We start from the raw sequence: 5,719 nt of genomic DNA, 5'->3' as shown, positions 1-5,719 counted from the left end.
TTGAGCTATATTTGAAAGAATGCGAATGGCGTTTTAATCACAGTGACTTAAAATCTCAAATATTCCTTTTAAAACAATTGGTTAAAGGGGGTTTAGATTAGTTATCTAGGACAGCCCCTTAAAGAATATTCTCAAACTGTTCAAACACTTCTTTTGGCCATACGCTTGATTGTACTTCGCCGATGTGTTTTTTACGGAGTAAGAACATCACTAAGCGTGATTGACCGATACCACCACCGATTGAAAGCGGTAATTTGCCCGCTAATAAATCTTGGTGCCAATCCATCTTTAAGCGGTCTTCATCGCCTGTAAGTGAAACTTGTAAACGCAATGCTTTTTCATCAACACGAATACCCATCGATGAAAGCTCGAATGCTGTGCCGAGTTCTTCGTTCCACACTAAAATATCGCCGTTTAAGCCTTTGTAGCCTTGTTCTGATTCGGTTGTCCAGTCATCGTAGTCTGGAGCTCGACCATCGTGAGGTTTACCATCAGATAATTTACCACCGATACCAATTAAGAACACTGCTCCGCATTCTTTACAGATCGCATTTTCACGCTCTTTGCCCGTCATATTTGGATAGCGTTGCACTAAATCTTCACTATGCACAAAGGTAATTTGTTTTGGTAAAACAGACGGAATATCAAAGCGAGCTTCCACTGCTAATTCAGTTAAACGGATAGCCTTATAGATTTCATTAACAGTTTCTTTTAAGTATTCAAAGTTACGGCGACCTTCAGGAATTACTTTCTCCCAGTCCCATTGATCCACATAAACAGAGTGAGTGCGGTCTAATGAATCTTCATCAGGGCGTAGAGCTGCCATATGCACAAATAAGCCTTCGCCTTCTTTAAAACCGAAGCGAGCAAGTGTGTGGCGTTTCCATTTTGCAAGAGAGTGAACAACCTCATAAGTTGCATTTGGAATACATTTTACGTTTACTTTTACCGCTTTTTCGATACCCGAAAGGTTATCTTGCATACCGTTGCCGACTTCGCTCAAGATCGGACCTTGCACTTCAACAATGCCTAATTTATCAATTAAATATTGCGTAAAGGTGTTTTTAACAAAACTGATTTCTTGTTGTTGTAAGATGAATGACTTTTTCATTTTTTGCTTTCCTAATGAATGTTAGTATGAATGGCTGCTAATTTAAAGAATTTTGTTAAAAATGCAATATTTATCAAATAAAAAAGCAAATGTATTAAATTTGGTTTAAAATAAATTAAATTATTTTAGATAAAATTTAAAGAAACGGTTTTTAAGGAGAGAAAATGCACAACAAAAGCAAGGTAAAATTAGAAATTGATAAACTCGATCAGCAAATTTTACGCTGTTTAATTAAAGATGCTCGCATTCCTTATGCAGAAATGGCGAAAGGTTTCGGTGTAAGTGCGGCAACCATTCACGTTCGGGTGGAAAAAATGCGACAAGCGGGGATTATTGAATCAACAAAAATTGTAGTCGATGAACGAAAATTAGGCTATGATGTATGTTGCTTTATCGGCATTATTTTAAAGTCTGCAAAAGATTATGACAAAGTGATCGCAAAACTCAATGAATTTGATGAAGTGGTTGAAGCATATTACACCACGGGCAATTACTCGATTTTTATTAAAGTAATGACTCACACTATTGAGGAATTACATTCAGTGTTGGCGGGCAAAATTCAATCTATTGATGAAATTCAATCAACAGAAACCTTAATTTCGTTACAAAATCCGATTTTGAGAGATATTTTGCCTTAATAAGCGGTTAAAAAAGTATAAATTTTTGCAAATAAACATCGCAATATAAATAAAAGGAAATAGAATGAATGCCAACCAACCAACCAACCAACCAACCAACCAACCAACCAACCAACCAACCAACCAACCAACCAACCAACCAACCAACCAACCAACCAACGGTTGCGGTAGTTAGTTTAACCACAGCTCTGCCTGAATTGGGACGTGCGATTGAATCTGTGAAACAGCAAACCTACCCTTGCAAGCATTATATCTTTGTGAACGGAGAGGAATATTACCGTTCTGCTTCAGAAATTATTCAAAAATTTGACAACTTAACTGTGATTTATTCGCCGATAAATGTTCATAATATTGATGGGTTGATCGCAATGTTAGTTAAAGAGGATGTGGTTTTCTATTTATCTGACAACGACTTTTTCGATCCAACTTATATCGAAGAACAGGTAAAGAAAGGTAATTAAACGAAATCGTTTTCCTTTGATCTGCTTCACAAAATGAAACATTAATTGCAAAAAAACATCGAAAATCGACCGCTTGCTAGGTAGAATAATTTTGAATGATGTTAGAAATAAAAAGGAGATAGTTATGTCTGAAGTATTTCATTTAGGTTTAACAAAAGCGATGTTAAAAGGGGCAAAAATTGCGATTGTACCGGGAGATCCAGCAAGAAGTGAGCGTATCGCCAAGAAAATGGATAACCCTGAATTTTTGGCTTCGACTCGGGAATTTACCTCTTGGTTAGGGTATTTAAATGGTGAAGCAGTGGTTGTCTGTTCTACAGGGATTGGTGGCCCTTCAGTATCAATTTGTGTGGAAGAGTTAGCTCAACTAGGTATTCGCACCTTCTTACGCATTGGCACAACAGGGGCGATTCAAGAACACATCAACGTAGGCGATATTTTAATTACCACAGGGGCTGTTCGTTTAGATGGTGCAAGCCAACATTTTGCGCCTATGGAATATCCTGCAGTGGCAAACTTTGAATGTACGAACGCACTTTACGCTGCAGCGGTTGATGCAGGGGTTAAACCTTACGTTGGTATTACCGCTTCTTCTGATACTTTCTACCCGGGGCAAGAGCGTTACGATACTTTCACAGGCAAAATTTATCGCCATTTCCAAGGTTCGTTAAAGCAGTGGCAAGATCTCAATGTAATGAATTTTGAAATGGAATCTGCCACGCTCTTTACAATGTGTTCTGCATTAGGCTTGCGTGCCGGTATGGTATCTGGTGTGATTGTAAACCGCACCCAACAAGAAATTCCAAACGAAGCAACAATCCACGAAACCGAACACAAAGCAATTTCTGTTGTGGTCGAAGGTGTAAGAAAATTAATTCAAGGTTAATCTTCAAATTTAGGCGTAAAAAAGGTAAATTGTCGCCGTGATAATTTACCTTTTTGCTTTATGTTTACAGAATATCGTAGAAATTTCTTAGAGGCGGAATGGCATTCAGACTCTACCCCTCTTTCTCTTGCTCAACAAGATTGGCTTTTGCACGATGGATCGCTTACCCAAAAACTACTTGATGTGGCAACCCATTTCAATGTGGAAGTAGTACAAGAAAAGTGGATTGCAAAAAGTAGAGAAAAAATGACCACTTGCAATGAAGATGTTTGGTTACGAGAAGTGCTATTAAAAGACGGCGAAACAAATTGGATTTTCGCCCAAACCCTTGTGCCAAAATCAACAATAGAAAATATCGCCCGAAATGTATTGGTATTAGGTGATGAGCCGATTGGCTTATGGCTATTTTCTCAAAATCCGACTCGTACGAAATTAGAATGGACAAAAACAGAGAACGGTTTGTTTGCACGGTGTGGCGTGTATGAAATAAAAGGCTATTCGCTTGAAATTAGGGAGTTGTTTTTGGCGGATTTCCCTTATCTAGTCGGTTAAAAAATGATGGTGCAAGCGTCCACGCTTGTGCCTAATTTTAATAAAAAAGTACCAGTGAGGACGCTGGCACTATCAATGAGTTTATTTTGCCAAGAACTGATAAATCGCAGCCATATCTACTTCGCTCAAGCCTGAATCGTTTGCCTGATTGTAAGTTTTAGTTGCTTGTTCAATTAACGGGTAAGATTTACCTAGCTTCGCAATTTCTTCGCTTGCTAAGTTAAAATCTTTCGTCATATGCTTCATCATAAATGCAGGTTGGAACTCATTCGCTAAGTACATAGGCACTTTAGCTTGGAAAATAGGGCTATTCATAAATGAGCCTGAAATCATCTCAATCACTTGCTCTTTCGGAATACCGTACTGATCGGCAAAATTCAACGCTTCGCCGTAGGCTTGAACGAAAATCCCTAATAATGAGTTAATCATTAATTTAATACCGCCTGCTTTACCCACAGAACCATAATAGAAAGTGGTAGTGCTAAATGCGGCGAAAAGTGGCTTGATTTGCTCAACAATCTCTTCTTTACCTGCTGAAAGTACTAATAGTTTGCCAGCTTCTGCAACTTTGCTTGAGCCTGAAACAGGTGCTTCCACAAATTCCGCACCGTGTTGTGCAAGCAGAGCTTCAACCGCTTGGTTTTGGCTTGGCGAAATGGTGCTCATATTCACCACTAATTTGCCTTTTAACTCTGCTAACACCTCAGCACTTAACACCTGCTGAATAGACGCATAGTCTGCAATCATCAAAAAAATAATATCGTGAGCTTTCACTAACTCAACAACAGAAGAATATAATTTCCCACCTGCTGCCACTACTTTCTCCGCTTTCTCTGGGCTGCGGTTATAAACCCCTACTTTTACCCCACTGTTAAGTAAGTGCTTCGCCATTGGCTCGCCCATTTGACCTAAACCAATCCAACCGATTTCTTGTGTGTTAAATTTTTGCATAATGTTCTCCTTGGTTAAATAATAGAATGATTATTGCGATTTTCGATCATCAAGTCAAATAGAGATAACTTGAATATAACGAGGGAAAGGAGTAGCATTTCCACACTAATTCATTCAGTAAATAACAATGAAACCAACAATCCTTTTATACGACTCTGGAATGGGTGGCTTAACGATTTATGATGAAATCCGTAAAGTGCTACCTCAAGCTCACTATTTATATTGTTTTGATAATGCCTTTTTTCCTTATTCTGAGAAATCAGAAGAGGTATTGATTGAGCGAGCGGTCAAAATTGTGCAAAAAATTGCAGAAAAACAACCGCTTGATATGGTGGTTGTAGCCTGCAATACCGCTAGTACAGTAGTGCTTCCTGCATTGCGTAAGCATTTTCAATTTCCCATCGTAGGCACTGTACCGGCTACTAAACCAGCAGCCGCAATTTCTGAAAGCAAAACGATTGGTTTATTAGCCACGAAAGGTACGGTTTCTCGTCCTTATGTTGATGAATTGATTGCGAAATATGCCCAAGATTGCATTGTGGAAAAAATTGGCACAACGGAGTTGGTTGAAATTGTAGAAGAAAAACAGAGAACGGGCAGAGTAGATATGGCTCGTTTACAAAAAGTAGTAGCGGATTGGCAAGAACATTCCACACTAGATACCGTTATTCTTGGTTGTACTCATTTTCCGTTGGTAAAACAGGAATTGCAGCAAGTGTTACCAAAAGTGAAATACTTTGTTGATCCGGGAATAGGGATTGCTAAGCGGGTTTTAAGCTTGTTAGAAGAGGGAAAATTTAATCACAAGAATGAATTAGTTAATGAAGCGTTTTGTACCGCAGAAACTTCTGCATTCGAGATTAAACGGAATATTATGCAACATTGGGGGTTTAATCAACTATCTGTGATTAATGTTTAAGCTAAATCAATGTTTTTGATGAAAAATAATCCAGTTGATAAAAAACTTTAAAAAAGGGGTTGCAACAGTTTTAAAAACCTCTATAATGCACCCCACACAACGACGCGCTGTTGTGAACGGTTAGGTTTTAAGTTCAGTGCGTCGTTCTTTTTTGTTCTTTAACAATTTATCAGACAATCTGTGTGGGCACTTGTTGATTGA

The 5,719-nt window shown here is 38.4% G+C and carries 7 protein-coding genes and 3 pseudogenes; 8 read left to right on the top strand and 2 right to left on the bottom strand.

Features of this window, described 5'->3' with window-relative positions:
• Positions 1-101, top strand: a pseudogene (locus ACERCG_RS11970) (IS1595 family transposase); the annotation flags it as partial.
• 17 nt (positions 102-118) lie between these two features.
• On the opposite strand, the gene asnA reads toward ACERCG_RS11970, so the two are convergent.
• On the bottom strand, positions 119-1,111 hold the full coding sequence (asnA, locus tag ACERCG_RS11965; RefSeq protein ID WP_373612278.1) for an aspartate--ammonia ligase: 993 nt from the start codon (positions 1,109-1,111) through the stop codon (positions 119-121).
• 164 nt (positions 1,112-1,275) lie between these two features.
• Here asnA and asnC point away from each other — a divergent pair, with 164 nt between their 5' ends.
• The 6 genes and pseudogenes from asnC to ACERCG_RS11935 all read left to right on the top strand — a co-directional run bounded on the left by asnC (position 1,276) and on the right by ACERCG_RS11935 (position 3,648).
• Complete coding sequence (gene asnC, locus ACERCG_RS11960) at positions 1,276-1,749, top strand: transcriptional regulator AsnC (RefSeq protein ID WP_159628799.1); 474 nt, start codon at positions 1,276-1,278, stop codon at positions 1,747-1,749.
• 64 nt (positions 1,750-1,813) lie between these two features.
• Positions 1,814-1,870, top strand: a pseudogene (locus ACERCG_RS11955) (PT domain-containing protein); the annotation flags it as partial.
• Positions 1,861-1,920 (top strand): annotated as a pseudogene (locus ACERCG_RS11950) (hypothetical protein); the annotation flags it as partial. The pseudogenes ACERCG_RS11955 and ACERCG_RS11950, both read left to right, overlap by 10 nt.
• A 47-nt stretch (positions 1,921-1,967) precedes the next feature.
• Complete coding sequence (locus ACERCG_RS11945) at positions 1,968-2,210, top strand: hypothetical protein (protein WP_373612279.1); 243 nt, start codon at positions 1,968-1,970, stop codon at positions 2,208-2,210.
• A gap of 124 nt (positions 2,211-2,334) precedes the next feature.
• Positions 2,335-3,096 (top strand): uridine phosphorylase, encoded by a 762-nt coding sequence (udp, locus tag ACERCG_RS11940; protein WP_373612277.1) that lies wholly within the window; start codon positions 2,335-2,337, stop codon positions 3,094-3,096.
• 60 nt (positions 3,097-3,156) lie between these two features.
• Positions 3,157-3,648 (top strand): chorismate lyase, encoded by a 492-nt coding sequence (locus tag ACERCG_RS11935; protein WP_373612276.1) that lies wholly within the window; start codon positions 3,157-3,159, stop codon positions 3,646-3,648.
• A gap of 81 nt (positions 3,649-3,729) precedes the next feature.
• On the opposite strand, the gene ACERCG_RS11930 is transcribed toward ACERCG_RS11935, so the two are convergent.
• On the bottom strand, positions 3,730-4,599 hold the full coding sequence (locus tag ACERCG_RS11930; protein ID WP_373612275.1) for an NAD(P)-dependent oxidoreductase: 870 nt from the start codon (positions 4,597-4,599) through the stop codon (positions 3,730-3,732).
• A gap of 127 nt (positions 4,600-4,726) precedes the next feature.
• Between ACERCG_RS11930 and murI the strand changes: the two genes are divergently transcribed.
• Positions 4,727-5,518, top strand: coding sequence for a glutamate racemase (gene murI / locus ACERCG_RS11925; protein WP_373612274.1), 792 nt, complete (start codon positions 4,727-4,729; stop codon positions 5,516-5,518).
• The last annotated feature ends 201 nt before the right edge of the window (positions 5,519-5,719 follow it).

The organism is Mannheimia sp. E30BD (assembly GCF_041807785.1).
GTDB lineage: Bacteria > Pseudomonadota > Gammaproteobacteria > Enterobacterales > Pasteurellaceae > Mannheimia.
This window is presented reverse-complemented; position numbering and strand designations above follow the sequence as displayed.

Coding starts and splice junctions, on each gene's coding strand:
- asnC (WP_159628799.1), top strand. CDS start 1,276: ATGCACAACAAAAGCAAGGTAAAATTAGAAATTGATAAACTCGATCAG.
- udp (WP_373612277.1), top strand. CDS start 2,335: ATGTCTGAAGTATTTCATTTAGGTTTAACAAAAGCGATGTTAAAAGGG.
- murI (WP_373612274.1), top strand. CDS start 4,727: ATGAAACCAACAATCCTTTTATACGACTCTGGAATGGGTGGCTTAACG.
- ACERCG_RS11930 (WP_373612275.1), bottom strand. CDS start 4,599: ATGCAAAAATTTAACACACAAGAAATCGGTTGGATTGGTTTAGGTCAA.
- ACERCG_RS11935 (WP_373612276.1), top strand. CDS start 3,157: ATGTTTACAGAATATCGTAGAAATTTCTTAGAGGCGGAATGGCATTCA.
- asnA (WP_373612278.1), bottom strand. CDS start 1,111: ATGAAAAAGTCATTCATCTTACAACAACAAGAAATCAGTTTTGTTAAA.